Annotated in this window: 16 protein-coding genes; 8 read left to right on the top strand and 8 right to left on the bottom strand. The window is 38.0% G+C overall.

All coding sequences use genetic code 11. The features are described from left to right. Positions 1 to 545 precede the first annotated feature (545 nt). The 3 genes from A3860_RS10235 to A3860_RS10225 all read right to left on the bottom strand — a co-directional run bounded on the left by A3860_RS10235 (position 546) and on the right by A3860_RS10225 (position 2,554). Positions 546 to 1,046 carry a hypothetical protein gene (locus tag A3860_RS10235; protein WP_081146579.1) on the bottom strand — a complete coding sequence of 167 codons (501 nt, stop codon included), beginning with the start codon at positions 1,044 to 1,046 and terminating at the stop codon, positions 546 to 548. A gap of 401 nt (positions 1,047 to 1,447) precedes the next feature. Further along, entirely contained in the window at positions 1,448 to 1,936 is a 489-nt protein-coding gene (locus A3860_RS10230) for a hypothetical protein (RefSeq protein WP_081146578.1), read from the bottom strand. A gap of 204 nt (positions 1,937 to 2,140) precedes the next feature. Continuing rightward, complete coding sequence (locus A3860_RS10225) at positions 2,141 to 2,554, bottom strand: TolB family protein (protein ID WP_081146577.1); 414 nt, start codon at positions 2,552 to 2,554, stop codon at positions 2,141 to 2,143. A gap of 193 nt (positions 2,555 to 2,747) precedes the next feature. On the opposite strand from A3860_RS10225, the gene A3860_RS10220 reads away from it, so the two are divergent. Then, positions 2,748 to 3,419, top strand: coding sequence for a recombinase family protein (locus tag A3860_RS10220; protein ID WP_245843508.1), 672 nt, complete (start codon positions 2,748 to 2,750; stop codon positions 3,417 to 3,419). Positions 3,420 to 3,552: 133 nt separating this feature from the next. Here A3860_RS10220 and A3860_RS10215 read toward each other — a convergent pair whose 3' ends face one another. The 3 genes from A3860_RS10215 to A3860_RS10205 all read right to left on the bottom strand — a co-directional run bounded on the left by A3860_RS10215 (position 3,553) and on the right by A3860_RS10205 (position 5,991). Then, positions 3,553 to 3,816, bottom strand: a complete 264-nt coding sequence (locus A3860_RS10215) for a hypothetical protein (RefSeq protein WP_081146576.1) — start codon at positions 3,814 to 3,816, stop codon at positions 3,553 to 3,555. Beyond that, on the bottom strand, positions 3,816 to 4,283 hold the full coding sequence (locus A3860_RS10210) for a hypothetical protein (RefSeq protein ID WP_143774043.1): 468 nt from the start codon (positions 4,281 to 4,283) through the stop codon (positions 3,816 to 3,818). The genes A3860_RS10215 and A3860_RS10210 overlap by 1 nt, the downstream gene beginning before the upstream one ends. Positions 4,284 to 4,671: 388 nt before the next feature. Continuing rightward, complete coding sequence (locus A3860_RS10205; protein WP_081146574.1) at positions 4,672 to 5,991, bottom strand: type IV secretory system conjugative DNA transfer family protein; 1,320 nt, start codon at positions 5,989 to 5,991, stop codon at positions 4,672 to 4,674. A gap of 151 nt (positions 5,992 to 6,142) precedes the next feature. Here A3860_RS10205 and A3860_RS40520 point away from each other — a divergent pair, with 151 nt between their 5' ends. Together A3860_RS40520 and A3860_RS10200 are read left to right on the top strand one after the other, a co-directional pair. After that, positions 6,143 to 6,406: a hypothetical protein gene (locus A3860_RS40520; RefSeq protein ID WP_143774042.1), complete on the top strand. Its 264-nt coding sequence runs from the start codon at positions 6,143 to 6,145 to the stop codon at positions 6,404 to 6,406. Next, positions 6,348 to 7,961 carry a recombinase family protein gene (locus tag A3860_RS10200; protein ID WP_081146573.1) on the top strand — a complete coding sequence of 538 codons (1,614 nt, stop codon included), beginning with the start codon at positions 6,348 to 6,350 and terminating at the stop codon, positions 7,959 to 7,961. The genes A3860_RS40520 and A3860_RS10200 overlap by 59 nt, the downstream gene beginning before the upstream one ends. A gap of 132 nt (positions 7,962 to 8,093) precedes the next feature. On the opposite strand, the gene A3860_RS10195 is transcribed toward A3860_RS10200, so the two are convergent. After that, the gene (locus tag A3860_RS10195) at positions 8,094 to 8,657 is read right to left on the bottom strand and encodes a LabA-like NYN domain-containing protein (RefSeq protein WP_081146572.1); all 564 of its coding nucleotides are present in this window, start codon (positions 8,655 to 8,657) and stop codon (positions 8,094 to 8,096) included. A 244-nt stretch (positions 8,658 to 8,901) separates the two neighbouring features. Between A3860_RS10195 and A3860_RS10190 the strand changes: the two genes are divergently transcribed. Further along, complete coding sequence (locus A3860_RS10190; protein WP_081146571.1) at positions 8,902 to 9,741, top strand: hypothetical protein; 840 nt, start codon at positions 8,902 to 8,904, stop codon at positions 9,739 to 9,741. A gap of 273 nt (positions 9,742 to 10,014) precedes the next feature. On the opposite strand, the gene A3860_RS10185 is transcribed toward A3860_RS10190, so the two are convergent. Next, on the bottom strand, positions 10,015 to 13,050 hold the full coding sequence (locus A3860_RS10185; RefSeq protein WP_081146570.1) for a DEAD/DEAH box helicase: 3,036 nt from the start codon (positions 13,048 to 13,050) through the stop codon (positions 10,015 to 10,017). Between the two features lie 233 nt (positions 13,051 to 13,283). Here A3860_RS10185 and A3860_RS10180 point away from each other — a divergent pair, with 233 nt between their 5' ends. From A3860_RS10180 to A3860_RS10155, 4 genes are all read left to right on the top strand, one after another. Next, complete coding sequence (locus tag A3860_RS10180; protein WP_081146569.1) at positions 13,284 to 13,571, top strand: helix-turn-helix transcriptional regulator; 288 nt, start codon at positions 13,284 to 13,286, stop codon at positions 13,569 to 13,571. A 609-nt stretch (positions 13,572 to 14,180) separates the two neighbouring features. Next, entirely contained in the window at positions 14,181 to 14,663 is a 483-nt protein-coding gene (locus tag A3860_RS10165; RefSeq protein WP_081146566.1) for a hypothetical protein, read from the top strand. 86 nt (positions 14,664 to 14,749) lie between these two features. Beyond that, positions 14,750 to 15,619 carry a zincin-like metallopeptidase domain-containing protein gene (locus tag A3860_RS10160; protein ID WP_081146565.1) on the top strand — a complete coding sequence of 290 codons (870 nt, stop codon included), beginning with the start codon at positions 14,750 to 14,752 and terminating at the stop codon, positions 15,617 to 15,619. A 33-nt stretch (positions 15,620 to 15,652) separates the two neighbouring features. Continuing rightward, positions 15,653 to 16,480 (top strand): zincin-like metallopeptidase domain-containing protein, encoded by an 828-nt coding sequence (locus tag A3860_RS10155; protein ID WP_081146564.1) that lies wholly within the window; start codon positions 15,653 to 15,655, stop codon positions 16,478 to 16,480. The last annotated feature ends 9 nt before the right edge of the window (positions 16,481 to 16,489 follow it).

Genomic DNA, 16,489 nt, shown 5'->3' with positions numbered 1-16,489 from the left:
CGGGTGGACTGCGCAATGCTCCGTAGCCGGAACAGAGTGAAGGCATGGAGCTTTGCGGCAGGACACAGGAGCTGCCCGAGGCGGAGTATCGAAACCTGCAACAAACCATGCCAGCAGTCCGCGATTGGAAATTTTCCATGCAGCCTGCGGAGTGGAAATATTTCCAATCCGGCAACGCATGTCCTGCAACGCCCTGGCGTTAGCTGGTCTTGCGTTGTGCTGGTCATGGTTTTTGCTTTCGATACGGAGCCGAGACCTTATTAACCTGCGTTTGGCTTTGTTCTGTCGCTTAATGGTATGTACTGATGCTGGGCTTTGTACTGCTGATGGCTGGCTTGGGTACTGTGTATCTGATACGAGAAAGTGAGTATGGCTTATACCAGCTTTCTATAGACGGTTAGCAAAATGTGAATACAGAAATTTATATATATAAAATCATTATGTAACTTGTGGGCAAGGATAAGGTTTAATGGTTAATGGTATTTGATTAGTGCAGCCTCTTTCCCTCCGGGTGAGAGGCTTCTTTTTTTACTTGCACTTCCTCTTTATACGCACAAATACTTTTTAGATTCTTTCACCATTTTCTTTGGGCCTATGTTATCTATGATTTTATTCATACGCCGATTAAGCTTTTGTTCTGAATTATATTGTTTCAGTTGATTATCCATACACCTGACCAGTCGGATCATAAAATCCCTATCAAAACTGATTTCTCTCTCAGCCACAATCGAAAGTATCTCTGGTTTTAAAATAAAAAAAGTTGCCTTGTTTCGTGAAGGATCAAGCCATAATCCTGATTGCTCGAAGTGCAGTTCATATGCATTAACAGTAAACTCAAATTTCAAATTTCCGAATTGAAAGAAAAGAAAAGGTATGAAGTCTTTAACGAAAATGTAGTACTTAAAAGACCCTGTTTTGATATTGCTTATTTCCTTGTTGGACAGAGCACTTTCAACCAGAATGAACTCATAGCTTGAATCTTCATGCCGGATTAAAGAATCGTTTTGTGCAAACCAATGAGAGAAGTCTTTGAATTTGTGGCTCATATAGTTAAGGTGTTGATGACTGGGCAAAACGGTGACAGTTTTTGTTGCCAAAAACAAAGTAACTACGGTTATGAGGTGGGGATATACGTGCTAGTATTTCCTTATAACAATATATCTTTTTGAAAGGACTATTTACAACTGTTGTATTATTCATCGGTTAGCGTTTCCCCTTTTCTTTCTCTAGTGGTTTACTTTTATGGCAAGATTAAATGAGATGAATAGAGAAGAAGGTGTAGAAGTGTGCGACGCAACGGAAGATTGAAATAGTTACAAAAGCTGATGCCCAAAAAGTTTTATAGAATAACCCTATCAGTTTCTGTGATAACGTCAAATATAAAATGCCCCTATTTTAAATATAAGGGGCATTTGCATTCAGTAGTAAACAACGAGTTTCAATTGTATTATGGAAGTTTGGGTACAAGTATCTCAATTGTAAACAGCGCTTGAATCTGCTCTCTCTTCCAAACTTGGGGGCGGTACCATCCATTATGAAATTGCAACAATACTTTTTCCTTCTCTTTATGCGGCATTAGTTTGCACAGTAGCCCTTTGTTATCTTGGTTGAAAGCAAGATATTCCAATCCGTAATTGATAAGGTGAGGGTTGGGTAATCGCCTTACTCCAATCCAGTCCCCTTTCATATACACCGGACTATATCGATCATCTAGTACCGGGATATATCCATGAATTAGGCCGATATGTTTATATCGTGCAGTTCTGACCAGGAGCCCAGGTTGCCCATCAACCAAATGAACGCTCCCTGGATCCTTTGTTAAGAATAAGATTTCAGCTTTCAGATGAGGTGCAAACGGTAACCACAGTATCAAACGTTGTGCGTTGTGGGAATCCTCACAACGCACAACGTTTTTCTTCGTCAGTTTCTTTTCCATCAGTTTCGTGCTTTGGTAATCAATACAGTGGCGGTACTGCTTCTACAAGTACTGCACGCCAAAATCAAACACCTTGCATACCGCCTGCTGGTTTCCATAGGTCGAAGCACTGCCTCCGGCGAACATAATCCCCCTTTTTCACTGCTTCGGAAAATATGATCTTGTAAATTCCTTGCTGGAACTTCTGCGACATACCAATGGAGGTTAATATGCGCCTCCAATATGCAAAGAATCGGTACTGTTGATCGCGGTAATAATTTTTGTAACATTTGAGCCATCAACGTTACAAGAATAGATGCCATCGGCGGTTTCTCCAAACCCGTCAATGCTCGCTGAAAAAAAGAGCTTTTTGCCATCGGGTGACATTTTTGCACCATAGACATAGTCAACTATCAGACCGGTTGGCAATGAATAATTAACCCTTGTTTTATTGCTTCCATCATAATTGGCAATCCATATCTCGGTGCCGGTGCCGTGTTTTGATAGATACACAATTTTGTTGAGTTGCATTGAGTTTGTTTGCGCAATGGCATTTTTGCTGCAACTAACCTCAAAAACAAGAATTGCGATTGCAAAGGAAAGTAAGGCGATGGAGCCCAGGAATAACTTTTTTCTCATTGTTTAATGATTTTTCCAAATATAAGAGGAGAAATATTTGTACAACTATATACGAACGTATACTGTTGTACGAAGTACACGGTTTTGTTTGGTTGAATAAAATAGAAATCTCAATGCTGGCGCGGGTTGACGACAATCAATAAATTGCTTTTTTCCGCCCACTGTGCAAAAATAAACGTTCGTATACTCTTGTATGAACCGCCACCCAACCACCATGAGATTAGCCATAGCGTATTACCGCGTATCCACCAAACGCCAGGGGCGGAGCCATTTAGGATTAGATGCCCAACAGGCAGCTATTGCCGCCTATTGTGCTGCCAACGGCTATGCCTTACTACATGAAATACAGGAAGTGAAATCAACCCGCAAACATCGGCCTGGGCTTCAGGAAGCACTTGCCACTTGCATGGCGCTAAAGGCAACACTGATTGTGGCTCGGCTTGATAGACTGGGGCGAGATGTGGAGGAAGTAGCGCATAACGTGAAGCTGTCGGTGGATATTGTTGTGACTGATAACCCGCATGCCAACCGTTTTACAATTCATATATTGGCTGCTGTAGCGGAAGAACAGCGTCGTACCATTGGCGAGAATACGAGAGCTGCATTACAAGCAGCAAAACAGAAGGGCAAGAAGCTAGGTAAACATGGGAAGAAACTAGCCAAAAAGAACAAACGGGATGCGGATGCTTTCGCAAAAACAGTGCTGCCTGTTATCAAAGCATTCGCTACCGAAGGCATTACTTCTGTGCGGGCCATTGCCACTGAATTGAACAAGCGGAATGTACCAACATTTAGAGCAGGTGCCCAGTGGCATGCAACCAGTGTGCAGAATTTGATGTGCAGGGTGAAAATTAATGGTAGATAAGGCTATTAAGGTCGGCATCCTTAATAAATGTTCAATGAACAAATATAATTTCACTACAAAAGGCAAATAAACAGAAAACAAAAAAGAAGGCTTAAATGCCTTCTTTTATAAGTTGTAGGTGGTGTAATAGCAATTAATAATTCGGAAGCACCTCTATTTTTGAAGAATTTTGAGTCTCAAACTCTCGATTTACTCTTGATTCTTCTCTTGATGCTCCCCTTAAATCTTCTCTCAAAGTTTCTATTGGTGTTTCTCTTAGTTCTTCTTTATCTTTCTTCTTCAATTGTTCAATACGTTCTTTCACCAAACGCCGAATAACTATTACGCCAAATAAAATCAATGCGCCTAAGGCGATCATCAGTATTTTAAAACTGGCATCCCAAATAGAATTATTCATTATTTTACCTCCCTTCTGAATAATATTGTTTTAACAAGTGTGCAATAAATAAAAGTGTAGCCTATCATTCCAAATTGAAAACTCATTAATGTATGAAAGTCATTGTTACTTGACTTGTCACACATTAAAAATGAATAGGGAATAGTGACAATTAGCAACGGTAGAAATGTAAACCACGCAATTATAAAAGACAGCTTTTTACCTATTATAGCTTTTGAAAAAATAAAATCAACCATTATTGCCCCAATGATTGCACATAAGACAAACGATATCGTGCAGTCTTTTAATAATTTGCTAAATTCTTCATCTATTATAGCTTTTGTCTTTTCATTAAATGCAAAAGCGGTCAAGATACCTATAATCCAAAACGGTGCCGAGACAAATATCATATTTAGTAAAAACCATAACATGGCCTTTCCCATACAGCTTAAAACATCTTTATAGGCTCTCCACCAGTATTTATTCATAATCATTGAGCTAAGGGGTTGTTCTAAATTATACTTTTTATTTGCATATGATGTAAAAACTACCTTCCTTGAAGTAGCAAAACACTCAATGCCAGTCTACTAGCGAATCGCCAGTGCCCCTTGTTTATGTGCTCAATATTTTTATACCAGTTGCATTGGTATGATATAAAAAGTGTGGAAGATATAGTGAATGTAATATAAATTTAATATATTTTTTAAAAAAGCGATAATAAATCAAATAAATTCAATGTTAAAACTCTACTTGGCGGCTGGGGTATACCCTAATCAAGTTTAGGCTAAGGGGTCTTTATTGCTCATAGTCGGCATGAAATTCCATCATATATTCTGCTTTAAAAAAGGTGTTTTAACGGTTTAACTTCTCTGCTTTCTAATCAAACAAGCCCAGGGTCTTGCCATCATCAACTGGCCTCTCATACCTATTAAGCATCCCTTTCTCCACCATTACTCGTTCCCTTCCGTATTTTCTACACGAATGTTCAATGACTTTTTCTTTTAGCAAATTTGTTGCTGTTTGCGGCGGCAATGTCGTTGCACTGAACGGTTGTGATGTTGTTCCATCAATTAGGAGCTTAATATATATTGAATACCGTGGAAGTCCAACCAGGTCTTCACTGGTGAATACTGGCAAAAATTCCTGTTCTAGTATCGCAGCATCTGAGGCTCCAAGACGAAAAGCAATAAGGGTACCCACATTTCCCAAAATTGCTTTCCTGATCTTCTCATGAAGTTGGTCAATATATTGATGAGTTAGGAAAAGCGTTAATCCGTATTTGCGGGATTCTGAAAGAATATCAGCAAACGATAAAGTAAGAAAGGAGTGCATCTCATCAATGTATAAATGAAAGGGGTGCCGTTCATTGATCGGTAAATGCACCCTACTCAATGAGGCTGTTTGAAATTGAGTAACTAATAATGTCCCTATAAGTTGGGTGCCGTCTTCTCCCAGTGCACCCTTTGAAAGATTGGCAATAAATATCTTCTTCTGGTTCATTATGTCAGCAATTGAAAAGGAAGAAATCTGCTGACTAACAATATTCCGGATCAGCGGATGTGTCTGAAATAGCCCTACCTTATTAACGATTGGCGAAATTGCCTCTGCTTTAAGCTGTGGCGGCATTGGGTAAAATTCCTTATACCAAAAGTTTAGCAGCTTAATATCGGAAACGTATTCAAGTACTTTATTCCTGAAATCACTATTAGTTAGTAGTGGCTGTATATCTAATAAACTGGCCTCTGGATAATGCAATAGGGTTAAAAGTGAATTTCTGAGAATATGCTCAAGCCGAGGCCCCCATGAGTCTGCCCAGGATTTCTTCAGTGCACTAACTAAACTAGATGCAACCAGGTGCCGGTCATTTTCCTGGACATTAAGTAGCGGATTAAATGCTATTGGATATTCAAGATCACATCCGTTGAAATAAATGACGTCTTTGATTCTTTCTTCTGGTATGTATTCTAAAATGCTTTCGGCAATATCGCCATGCGGATCAATGATGCCAACACCGCTTCCATTTTGAATATCGGTAATGGCCATGTTCAATAGCAACGTGCTCTTACCATTTCCTGTTTTACCAATGCAGTATATATGAGCACTACGATCTTTCTGCTTAATTCCGAACTTGATTTTAGTGCTTTGGTAGTTTGTTGTTCCAATGTATGTGACTTTCTCCCCTTCACTTTTATCCATGCTTCTATTCTATCCATGGAGCTTTAGGAAAAATAGTGAGCAGTCTCAGACTAAATAGGCATATGACTAAAAGGAGGTAAACTCATGTCTATATATATAATTTTATTTCTGTCAGACTACTATATGTACAGTCAATCATTTTTATGTTACTATGAAAAAGCTACACAGAGATAATAAAATCGCAGTCGAAAATATTTCTAAGAAAGGGGGGTGCATGTCTCTGTGTAGCAATAGAGGCGGTTTGCACCCTCCTTTTTTGGAAGGTTTACCAGATCCTAATGAGGAAAATGAGGAAATTCTTATCGACTGTTTAGCCAATATATTAGTTGATATTTTCCTCAATTCCGAAGCTTATCATGGAGGAAAAGAAGAAAGCTGTGATTTATTGCCGGGTATCAACGAAGGAACAGGTTGATGAAGGGAACAGCTTAAAGACACAAGAAAAAATATGTAAAGAGTATTCTTTAAAGCATGGCTATGAAATTAGCCAGGTGTTTATTGAGCTTGGTGAGAGTGCAAAAACAGCAGACAGAACTGAACTAAAAAAGCTACTTGCCTTTTGTACAAATAAAAAAGAAAAGATTACTGCTGTAATTGTGTATAAAATTGATCGTCTTTCACGTCAAATGGAAGATTATATTGTCATTAAAAGTAAGCTGAAACAGAGCGGTGTCGAAATAAGGTCAACATCTGAACATTTTGAGGATAATCCAGCTGGCAGATTCATGGAATACATCATTGCTAATGTAGGCCAATTTGATAATGATGTAAGGCGAGAAAGATGTACCAACGGGATGAAAGAAGCAGTCCAAGAGGGGCGATATGTATGGAAGGCGCCGTATGGATACAGCAACGGTATAATAAATGGCAAGTCTAACATAGTGCCAAATAAGTTTGCACCTATTGTAAAAGAGGCTTTTGAATTGGTTGCGGAAAATATTTTACCTGTAGAGCAAGTGAGGCGATGTTTAGAAAGAAAATATGCATCAAATCCAACAATTAGAATTCCAATTCGAACTCATTTCCCAGAGATGCTGCGAAAAGAAATTTATATAGGGTGGATTAATGAATTAGGAGAAAGGCAGAAAGGGGTATTTAAACCTTTAATTTCTGAAGAGTTATTTGCAAAGGTTCAGAATGTATTGGATGGAAGGAAGGTTTGTAAATCGGGATATAAGATTGAAAATCCTGATTTCCCTTTGCGAAGATTCTTCTTTCATCCAACTGGTTTAAAACTAACAGGGGCATGGTCACGCGGAAAAACAAAAAGATATCCCTATTACTTTTTTCGCATTTCAAAAAACAATTTCGAAAGAGATCAACTTGAAGCAGTGTTTTTTAAATTGTTGGACGAATCTGGGTTTTCCAAAAACAATTTCGTTGTGCTTGCAAAAAAAATTCATGAAAAATTGACTATGAAGGAGGAGAATAATAATAGAAAGCAACTTCTTTATGCTAACAAGATAGAAAGTTATAAAGAAAAGCAACATGCTCTTATTCAAAAAAATTTAGCTGGTACGCTTTCAGATGCGATCTTAAAACAAGAACTTGATATTTTGGAAAAGCAAATATCCGACATTGAGAAAATAATACCTGGTTCTCAGAAAAGTCAGGTAGATTTTGATGCGGCTTTAAACTTTATCCGTGAATTTGTCGAACACCCGGCAAAAGCCTGGAAAAAGGCTGATATTAAAAGGAAAATTTTACTTCAATGGTTTTATTTTCCTTACGGAGTTGAATTCGATGGAATTAATTGTCGAACACCTAAATTATGTAAGATTTTTCAGCTTAAAAAGCTATTAGACAGCAATAGTGCCCTTAAAGTGAACCTACCGGACATTAGATCGAACACCCCCTTTGGGTCACAATTTGCCTACTACAGTGATAATGCCTTCATAGATCAAGATATATTTTGGGAAGAAGTGAAAGAGGAATTATTAAGATTGCATGAATTGAAAAATAAATCTTGACTTAATAATAAATTTGTGTTCATTCTTGACCATTCTGCTTTAAATATGTTATACTCTTGAAGTCTTTAGGTTTACCATAAACTTAAAGGGTATTACATCCAAGGGCAGCCCTCCGAAAGGAGGGCTGCTTTTTTAGTGCTTTCCCTCTCTGTGTTTTAAGTCTCTACCCCACACATCTTCTTTGATATTTAAAATGTCACAGTACCCATTAGACCCTGTTCTTAATTCCTGGGAAATATTATTTTTTGAAGAGAAAATATGGACCTGTTTACCAGTATTTTTAATATACGCCACTAAAGCTAAAAAATCTGAATCTCCTGTAAAGAAAATTGCTGTATCATATTTCTTAATGTTATGAAGTGCGTCTATGGTCATCTCGACATCCATATTTCCTTTTTCTTGAATTGAATCTCCAACCCCATCATTATGAATAACAATTCTTTTTAACTCCTTTTTCCTTACAACAAAATTAAGTCCCTTTTTAAGATATGTAAAGAATTTATGTTTACCGTCCTGACTATACTCTCTTGTTCCTTCGGCTGGATATGCAGTATAGTAAAACACCTTCAATTCCGATGCATTAAATTTTGATTTAAGATATTTCTTTAGTTTTTCAAAATCAAAAAGTTTACCCTTTACCTTTTGAGCTTGCCAAAGATTTGAAGCATCAATAAATACGTACACCACTCTGGACATTGCCAGATTCTAACACAAAACGATACCTATTTGAAGTAACTCTCTTAATTAATCCCCTCCTACATTGAAAATGCTCAAGCACTACAAGGCATATTTAAGAAAAGTAGGGCTGACCACAATCGGTCCAAGTTAAATCACACATTGACGTAAATCAAGAATTGTATTAAAGTAAGGACGAAAATATTTTCTAACCAATTGCGCATAATAACTTTATAAGCGATTTAAATTCTTAAAAAAATAAACAATGAAAAAAACATTTTCCAAGTCGGTAGCTACAGTTTTTTCTGGAATTTTATTGCTCTGCACTCTAACAGCTATCTCCCAAGAGAATATTATTAAATATATTCACTGGGGCGGATCACCATGGCAGGCAACAGTTTTGAAATCATTTGTTGGAGACAACCCTATCCCTCAATTTGTTTTTCAACATTCACAAATCAATGCAGATGGAAGTCTGGGGGAAACTCGATCTTCTGATTTTCTCGATTACAAAAGCGATGCTGGTGAAAACTGGCGTGTAAAGATTGGATATAATGAAGATAGTAAATTAATTAAATTTATTCATTGTAAAGATGGCACAGGACCTTGCCACACTGATGTAATTATGAATTTACTTGGATCTGGATCGGAAAAGTGGCAAATACATCTGCAGGCAGGTACTTTAGATGAATTAAAATCACATAGTAAGCAAATTAGGGTAGTGTACTATTCATTAAATAACGGCGCAGTTCCACCTCGTCCGCAACCATCAGTAACACCTCCGCCTCCACCGCCACCACCAGCAACACCCAATAGCTCTTCCCAAGCGAATCCCCAATCGAGCGGAATTGTAAATTTAACCTTGAGTAACAACCAGTGCGGTTGCACAAACCTCGGTGGGGGGAATAAAGAATATTTGAGCAACACCACAAGTGACACCTATAAAGTAACGATTGAGGTTACAACATATGCTTCTCCAAACTATACTAGTAGCCAGGACTATATTATAAGGCCTGGACAGGAAACTTATATTGGCTGCACCCAAAGTGCGGGAAGTGGTTGTTATAGAATTGACTACACTATAAAAACCAAAATAAAGCAGTAATAACATAATGAGGTAAGACTTAGAAGAAATCAAACAATCATTAGATGTTTTATACCCTCGGTCAGCATTGCTGACTGAGGGTGTTTTATTAAATCTAACAAATTGACACTACCCAAAATAGATCAAACACAATCAGTACTTCCCTTACTTGCTCGCTTGGCAGGGTAGCTTACGAACCATTGAGTGGGAAAACGTATTTCCTTTCCCAAAGCTTGCTCTCACTGAAATTAATTACTTGTTATCATTATAATTCTTTCACTGCCCTGGTCAATGCTATGCAGAAATTCTTTCTATCGAATCATCCTTATCATGGAGTATCATTTCAACGGTGCTGACTTCCAATAAACTGTTTAAAAGTTCCCCAGGAGCATTGTATAATGCTTCTTTGGTTTTAATTCCTGCATTAGAGAGCGCAAGGTATTCTTCTCGTGACATTTCAAGAGATGGCATTAGAAGGTCGAAACAATCAGAAGGAACACCCGTTTCTAAGCTTTTTAGTAAATCCTCAAATGTTTTCTCATCAAGCATTGCTCCTGGAAATATTATCGTTGCTATTTTATGTACGGACCTTAGCTGAAATCGTGTAAAGTCTGCAAAAGCCCTTATATTACTATAACTAATATTCCCAAAATAAGGATTAGGAGATTTAAACGTATCCTCAATATCAGATGTTGAAATGCCTTTAGTCCAATCAAATAAGATAGAAGCTCTTTTGCAACGAGCATAATATTTGAATTCGTCTCCGTTTACAAAGCGTTGTAATAATTGAATAATTTCATGACCAAATCGTTGAGCTACTTCTCGAACTCTTTTAGATTCAGATGTTCCTTTTCTAAACATTGGAGTTGGTAATTCATCCGATTCTGGTAGTGCTTGAACTATTGCCATTAAGTCATCAGCAGTAATTGTTGCTTTGTGATAATCTTTCAATAATTGTACTAAACGCATCACTGATCGAAAGGATAATACAGATTCACCGCAAGCTTTTCCTAATATAGTAAGGTGAACTATTCCATTTTCCTCTTCTAAAATGCCTAACCTGAGCATCTCTTGAAAGAGTTCGGATATGTCATGCCTCATATTCTTTTCCCAGTCGGGATTAATTTTATTGGCTACATACCCTCCATATGTATTAGCTAAAAGATTAACAAGGTTGTCTTTATGTACATCCTTTACTTGAACCAAGAGTTTAATTATCCAGGTATCAAGATCTGCAGTGTCAAATGATGAGGCTAAAGGCTCTGGAGTACCTAACACATACTTGTTAAACAAAAAGTTAGGATCAAATTTGCCATCTGCTAATATAATTGCTCTTCCCTTTTCATTAAACCCAACTCTACCTGCACGCCCTGCCATGTTTTTATATTCAGCAATTGTAAACGGTCGTCCATCATCGCCAACAAATTCTTGTTCAGCTAGGATTACTGTATTAGCTGGTGTATTTATTCCTGCTGCCACAGTTGTAGTTGCTGCTAGTGCTCGGATTTTACTGTTTGGATCACGAAATGCTCTTTCTACAATTTTACGTTCTTCTTTGCTTAGATTTGAATTATGAAATGCGGTACCTCCAGCAAAGCATCGTTTAAGTTTAGAAGATGTAGACGATGAATTGTGTTTTGGAAGATTTTTAGATTCATCCTCGGCTCCTGGCAAGCCTAAATCTGCGGCAAGATAGGCAGCACAACCTTCGGCAGGTCCCTTTTGATTACGAAATATTATGACCTTTTCACCCTGTTGCACTAAACTCTTTACCAGGGGTACAATTACGTCCTGTTGACTCGGCTTTTGCGTACGTTGAACGATATGGTAACTCGGTATGAGCTGTTCTGTTTCAACTTCTCCTTTTTCATTGAGATATTTGAAGTATCCATTTCTTCCCATTACGCCTTCAATTAATGGTACCGGCCGTTTAGTAGTCAAAAGTTTCTTGCAACCCAACCAGTCCTCAAAATAGTTACTATTTCCAATGACAGCCGATAAAACAATTAATTGAGGGTTAATACCTCGTTGGCGGGCTGTTATTAAATTTGTTAAAAGAAGCTCGATAGTTATCCCTCTAGTTGGATCAGTTATAAACTGTGCTTCATCTAATACTACTAGCCCAATTTGATTTAAAGTTGTAGAAATTGAGATACTTAAGTTTAGAAACATTTCATAAGTAAACAGAGCTATATCATATTTACCTTGAATAAATTCCTTGTTTTGATCTAAATAATCTCCTGTGCAACGAATGACCCTATACCCCAGTTTGTCTTGATAGAGATCAGTGAATTGATCGTATTTTTCGTTGACTAGCGCCTTATAAGGGAAAAGAAATACTGATTTTTTGCCCTGGCCAATAACATTTGCACTGGCTAATTCACCAACGAAAGTTTTTCCTGAGCTTGTTGGAGCGATCACAAGAGCTGAATCACCATCTAAAATTCTGAACTCATTAATTGCTTCAAGTTGTAAGTCGTTTAGGCCTTTTACATAAGAATCCTTCCATTCTTTAAGTAATTCTGGCGGTAAGTTGTATTGGACTAAATCATCAATTTCGTGTGTGATTTTCACACCTTTTCTCTGTGGGAAGGCTTTAAAATATTCTTTCCCGGCGGTTAATCGAGGAATCGTTAACCCACCAGTGACATAATTAAGTAATACTGGAGTTTGTTGTACACCAATCCTTGCAGCTTCAAGACGGACTGCGGCCATAATACTATCCATAGCCGTCATAAGATTGACTGTATCATGCTCCCATGTTTGTAGAATATCAATGATAGCTTTAGTAAGAACCCCATGCCCAGTAGTAGGTAGTTCATATGAAGGTTGGTCGAAATTCGATGCCGCTAAAATAACTCTTCCTTGTCCCCCTAACAATTCAAGTGGATTGCCTATGTCTCTTGATATCGGACCATCTTCTAAAACCTTTGCAGCAGCACCCCCGCTAAAACAACAATCTAAAATGCATAGAATATTTTTTGCCTTACTCTTTTTGAAAAGCTCCGAAATAGTACTCATTGGAAGTGTCGTGGATTCTAATTTTGTAACTTCTGTATCGAATCCTGTGATGCGATGATCCTGAGATCCATGACCGGAATAAAATATTATGACGGTGTCATTATTGCTTGCATTAATAAGCCCTTCTTCGAGTGCTTTTTGAATATTACTTATAGTTGCATTCAAGCCAGTAAGAATTTTGCTCTCTATAGGTAGAGTATCCTTAAAGAGAGCCCACAATGCCAATGCATCATTTCTTGCTCCAGTTAAATCTCGTATTGCAGGGTCTTGATACCTGTCGACTCCAATAAATCTTCCAATAATAGCCATAGAGGGAATTCTAACAGTAAAATGGTTTAGAGAACAACTTTTGTCTAAATAATAAATATAATGATATTTTCTAAATTATCAATTAACCATAAAGGTCTTTGATATTTGAAAATCAGAGGTATAATTAATAACTTTCAAATGAATACTCTTTTCTAGTTATCCCCACAATATCTCCAAAGGGTCACATTTTCCTTTCTATTTTTATTTTACCTCGACTTGCTATTATGAAAATCATGGAACTTGAACGTCGAAAAATTCCAAACCATCTTCGGAAGTTTAGAAAACAAATGGGGCTAACCCAACTGGAAGTTGCATCATTACTGAAATTAGCATCATCGAAACACATCATCTTATGGGAGAAAGGCAAGTCCCACCCTGGCTTGTGTAACTTTTTTAAACTATGCATCATCTACAATGCTCTCCCAAATGAACTATATCCAGAATGCTATCAAGAATTGAGAGAAGAACTTTTGTCCATGACTGAAGATTTATTATTACATAAAGAATTTTCACCAAAATGAATTTGGTAATCAAACCTGAATGCAATGATACCTGGTTCCCTGTTCCCAAAGTACTCGTTGAAAGAGATATGCCTATGATAAGTATTAACTCCCTGGCCTTGTATACAATCCTGTCCTGCTATCAGGATTCAAACGGCCGGGTCACGAAACCGCTGATGGAACTGAAACATATCTCCGGTCTGCGCAGCCTTACAGTTATACGTACAATCGAATATCTAAAAAGCAGGAAACTTATAAAGGACATACTTCTTGATAGCAAGACAAGGGTTTTGGAATTAGCTATTAAGCCACAACTTAAAAAAAGGAAAAAATTTAGGGTATAAAAACGATCGAACGATAACGATAAAAATAATTCGATCGAATCGAACGGTTCTTTGAAATTATCATTAATGCCACGCTTATCCACAGCGTTTATTCACATGACACCAGAACAAAAACACTTTGCATATAATATTGCAAAAATGCTCAATGATCTACATTCACTTGCGTTACATGAAAGTTACGTACGCCAGTACCCAAGAGAAGTTTTAGAAGATGCTTTAAATACCGTGTTGTCAAAACCCTATATAGACAATAAAGGTGCTTACTACAATAAGATAGTGCAACAGTATGCTCGGAAATTCAATCGGAATTAGCATTGGAACAAGAAGCATTGGCGTTGCAGTATTCGAGAAGGGGCACTTACTAGAATGGCAAGTAAAATCTTTCAAAGAGAAAATGAGCACAGAAAAACTGAGGATGATTTCAGACTCAGTGCTGAAACTTATGAAGGACTATGGGTGTACGGAAGTTATTTTCAAGACGCCTTACGAATGCCAAACCTATACGAATCTTGCGATGTTAAAAAAGCATCTTGTCAAAACGCTTACTACATGTAATTATTCTGTTCATTTCTACTCGATCTCCGAAATTAAAGCTGCATTAGGAGATTCAATCAAGAACAAACAAAAGCTAATTGAATGGGGTGCGCGTACTTATAAGCAGTTGGGAGCTGCTTACGAAAAGGAGCGGAAAATAAAAAATTGCTATTATACGAAACTCTTTGAAGCGGTGGCCGTACTTCATGTACATATCCACAGGCAATATGACTAGATAGGCCTATTCTCCTCCCTTATATTTCTTCTCGTTACCGCCTATGCTGAATAGTAAAGATTCTTTCACAATTAAAACTTTACTGCATGAATACAAAAACGAAATCAGCATTGCCGGATGTACATTCAGTTGTTACCAATCAATTCATTGAAGATTTAGAGAAAGGTATCATCCCGTGGCACACCTGGTGGACAGAGCACCCTGTATATATTAACGGCTGGCCGGTTGACCATATTAATGTTTGGCTCCTGGCGAATCTATGTTACCCCCGAAATGTATTCCTCAATGCCTTACAGATGACAAGATTTAAAACAAGGAAAAAAGAGCGGGGTGAAAAAGGACATACAATAGTTAGAATACGGCATGGCAATATTTTGCCAACGCTCTATTGTTCGGAAGTCTATAACATTGAACAGTTAGAAGGTTTATGCGGTGATGAAATTCCTGCCCGTCGAGTGATATCCAGCCCTACAAAGAAGTGCGCAGATCTTCTCGCTGAAATGCCCAAATTTCCCAAAATAGTATGGGAAAACTCGCCGGCCCATTACAGCCTTAAGACTGACACTATTGTTATGCCGGAAGAAGAGTGCTTTGAAAATGTCATTCAATATTACAGCTCTCTTTTTTACGGCTTGGCTCAATCCACTGCCCATGGAAAGCGAAGGAAACGGGATACTGCGGTTGATCGAAAACTGACCGATCCCAAAACATATTCCTGTGAAGAATTAATCACCGAAATGACTGCCTCCTACCTCTGTTCATTTACTGGTATTACTCCCTGGTATCTCACAACATATCATAACGATGCTCATGGTTGGCTCCGAAAATTACAGACCGATACTACCCTTGCCATAACTGCTGCTATGTATGCCCAGGAAGCGGTGAACTATATTCTTAATCGCTCAAAATTGGCAAATCTCATACAAACAGGGGTGTACGTACCTGAGAAACAGTAAACCTATTTTTAACGTAAATCAAAATCAATTGTTATGACTACAAAGAACACGTCTGCACTGGATAGTGCCTACGTAATTGTCAATGCCATCTTTTCTGAAAAACTTGCACGAGGCGAGATCCCGTGGCACGCATCCTGCAATGAATATCCAAAAGATATCGACGGTCAACTGTTTCGAGGTGTTAATGTATGGCTTTTGACATACTTGCAGTATTCTCGACATGTCTTCCTTACCCCAGAACAAATAGAGGCTCGCAATCTGTGTCTCAAAATAAGCGCAAAAAAAGAACACTTTATTATCACCTCCATAAAAGGGAAAAAGAATAGATCTCTTGGAGTTTGTGAAGTATACAATGTTGACCAGGTGGAAGGGTTAAATACAAAAAAGTTTCCCCAGGCTCATCCAGCACCACGTTATTTGCGACTCTACACTGATATTTATGATCTCATGCCCAATCCACCAAACGTAATTGATAAGGGCTCGAATTTATACTACGACATCGAGGCTGACACTATCCATTTACCATTACCTGACTCCTTTAAGAATGATCGACAATGGTACAGTGCCTTGTTTTATGCACTCGTCCTCTCAACGTACCATCCCTCACGTCTGAATCGGCAATCCCCTGAACATCGGTATAGTTTAGATCGCAGGCTCTTTTCCTGTGATGAATTGGCGATTGAAATGGGATGTTCTCTTCTCTGTTCATATACCGGTATTGAACCATGGTATTTGGTTGAACACTATAAAAATGCGGAAGGGTGGCTACGAAAAATAGAGAGTGATCCTATGCTTGTTTCTATGGCTGCTCTGTTAGCCGATCAATCGGTTAGCTACATTCTTAATCTTACCTATCAGTAATCAAATTAC

It is taken from the genome of Niastella vici (assembly GCF_002077945.1).
GTDB lineage: Bacteria > Bacteroidota > Bacteroidia > Chitinophagales > Chitinophagaceae > Niastella > Niastella vici.
Note: the sequence above shows the minus strand (reverse complement) of the source record. Positions and strands in the feature narration are given on the sequence as shown.

What these genes read in the sequence shown, in the direction of transcription:
- A3860_RS10235 (WP_081146579.1), bottom strand. Translation starts at nt 1,046, where the DNA reads ATGAGCCACAAATTCAAAGACTTCTCTCATTGGTTTGCACAAAACGAT.
- A3860_RS10230 (WP_081146578.1), bottom strand. Translation starts at nt 1,936, where the DNA reads ATGGAAAAGAAACTGACGAAGAAAAACGTTGTGCGTTGTGAGGATTCC.
- A3860_RS10225 (WP_081146577.1), bottom strand. Translation starts at nt 2,554, where the DNA reads ATGAGAAAAAAGTTATTCCTGGGCTCCATCGCCTTACTTTCCTTTGCA.
- A3860_RS10220 (WP_245843508.1), top strand. Translation starts at nt 2,748, where the DNA reads ATGAACCGCCACCCAACCACCATGAGATTAGCCATAGCGTATTACCGC.
- A3860_RS10215 (WP_081146576.1), bottom strand. Translation starts at nt 3,816, where the DNA reads ATGAATAATTCTATTTGGGATGCCAGTTTTAAAATACTGATGATCGCC.
- A3860_RS10210 (WP_143774043.1), bottom strand. Translation starts at nt 4,283, where the DNA reads ATGAATAAATACTGGTGGAGAGCCTATAAAGATGTTTTAAGCTGTATG.
- A3860_RS10205 (WP_081146574.1), bottom strand. Translation starts at nt 5,991, where the DNA reads ATGGATAAAAGTGAAGGGGAGAAAGTCACATACATTGGAACAACAAAC.
- A3860_RS40520 (WP_143774042.1), top strand. Translation starts at nt 6,143, where the DNA reads ATGAAAAAGCTACACAGAGATAATAAAATCGCAGTCGAAAATATTTCT.
- A3860_RS10200 (WP_081146573.1), top strand. Translation starts at nt 6,348, where the DNA reads ATGGAGGAAAAGAAGAAAGCTGTGATTTATTGCCGGGTATCAACGAAG.
- A3860_RS10195 (WP_081146572.1), bottom strand. Translation starts at nt 8,657, where the DNA reads ATGTCCAGAGTGGTGTACGTATTTATTGATGCTTCAAATCTTTGGCAA.
- A3860_RS10190 (WP_081146571.1), top strand. Translation starts at nt 8,902, where the DNA reads ATGAAAAAAACATTTTCCAAGTCGGTAGCTACAGTTTTTTCTGGAATT.
- A3860_RS10185 (WP_081146570.1), bottom strand. Translation starts at nt 13,050, where the DNA reads ATGGCTATTATTGGAAGATTTATTGGAGTCGACAGGTATCAAGACCCT.
- A3860_RS10180 (WP_081146569.1), top strand. Translation starts at nt 13,284, where the DNA reads ATGGAACTTGAACGTCGAAAAATTCCAAACCATCTTCGGAAGTTTAGA.
- A3860_RS10165 (WP_081146566.1), top strand. Translation starts at nt 14,181, where the DNA reads ATGCTCGGAAATTCAATCGGAATTAGCATTGGAACAAGAAGCATTGGC.
- A3860_RS10160 (WP_081146565.1), top strand. Translation starts at nt 14,750, where the DNA reads ATGAATACAAAAACGAAATCAGCATTGCCGGATGTACATTCAGTTGTT.
- A3860_RS10155 (WP_081146564.1), top strand. Translation starts at nt 15,653, where the DNA reads ATGACTACAAAGAACACGTCTGCACTGGATAGTGCCTACGTAATTGTC.